Genomic DNA, 879 nt, shown 5'->3' on the forward strand with positions numbered 1-879 from the left:
ACAATCCTTATGTATTCTCGCGGTGAGATTGCGTTTGCACTACTTACGCTCATTCTTACCGCTTTAGCGTTGTTCATTTTCGGTAGTAAAAAGACGTACGCACACCGTTACATTTACCCTGGTATTGCAGGGATGATTTTGTTCATCCTTTTCCCTTTGGCATATACCATCGGTTTGGCGTTTACTAACTACAGCGCGAAAAACCAACTCTCATTTGATCGTGCTCAGAGCGTCCTGTTAGACAGAACTTACCAAAGTGGTGATAGCTATCCATTCACTTTGTACAACACCGAGCAGGGCCACCAAATTGTGGTTGAGAAAGATGGCGAGCTACTAGCAACTCCTGTTTTCCAACTTCAAGGCTTCTCAGAGACAGACTTAGACCTTGCGCCTATTACAGAGGCGGCAGGCGATAAAGAGCCAATCAAAACCATCGTGAAGAACCGCACTGCGCTAAGTAGCGTTGACCTGCATCTTCCGAACGGTGACGATATCCGTATGAGCGGCTTGCGTAAGTTCGCAGCAGTGGTTCCGCTCTACACGTTGCAAGATGACGGCGAAACCCTTTACAACAACCGTACCCAAGAAACACTGCGTCCAAATATGGAAGTGGGTTACTACCAACCAGTGGATGAAAACGGTCAGTTTGTTGGCAGCACAGTGTCTCCAGGTTTCGTGGTGAACATCGGTACGCACAACTTTGAACGTGTGTGGAAAGATGATGGCATCAAAGAACCGTTCATCAGCATCTTTATCTGGACTATTGTTTTCTCTGCGCTAACCGTAGTCTGCACATTGGTTATCGGCTTAGTGTTAGCAAGCGTTGTTCAGTGGGAAGCGTTGAAAGGTCGTTCAATCTACCGACTACTACTGATTCTG

Annotated in this window: 1 protein-coding gene; it reads left to right on the forward strand. The window is 46.8% G+C overall.

Annotated elements, in window-relative coordinates:
• Positions 1–879: maltose ABC transporter permease MalF (gene malF, locus R7Q46_RS25805; protein ID WP_318078033.1), on the forward strand; the 879-nt coding region annotated here is incomplete at both ends.

This window comes from Vibrio sp. 811 (assembly GCF_033339195.1).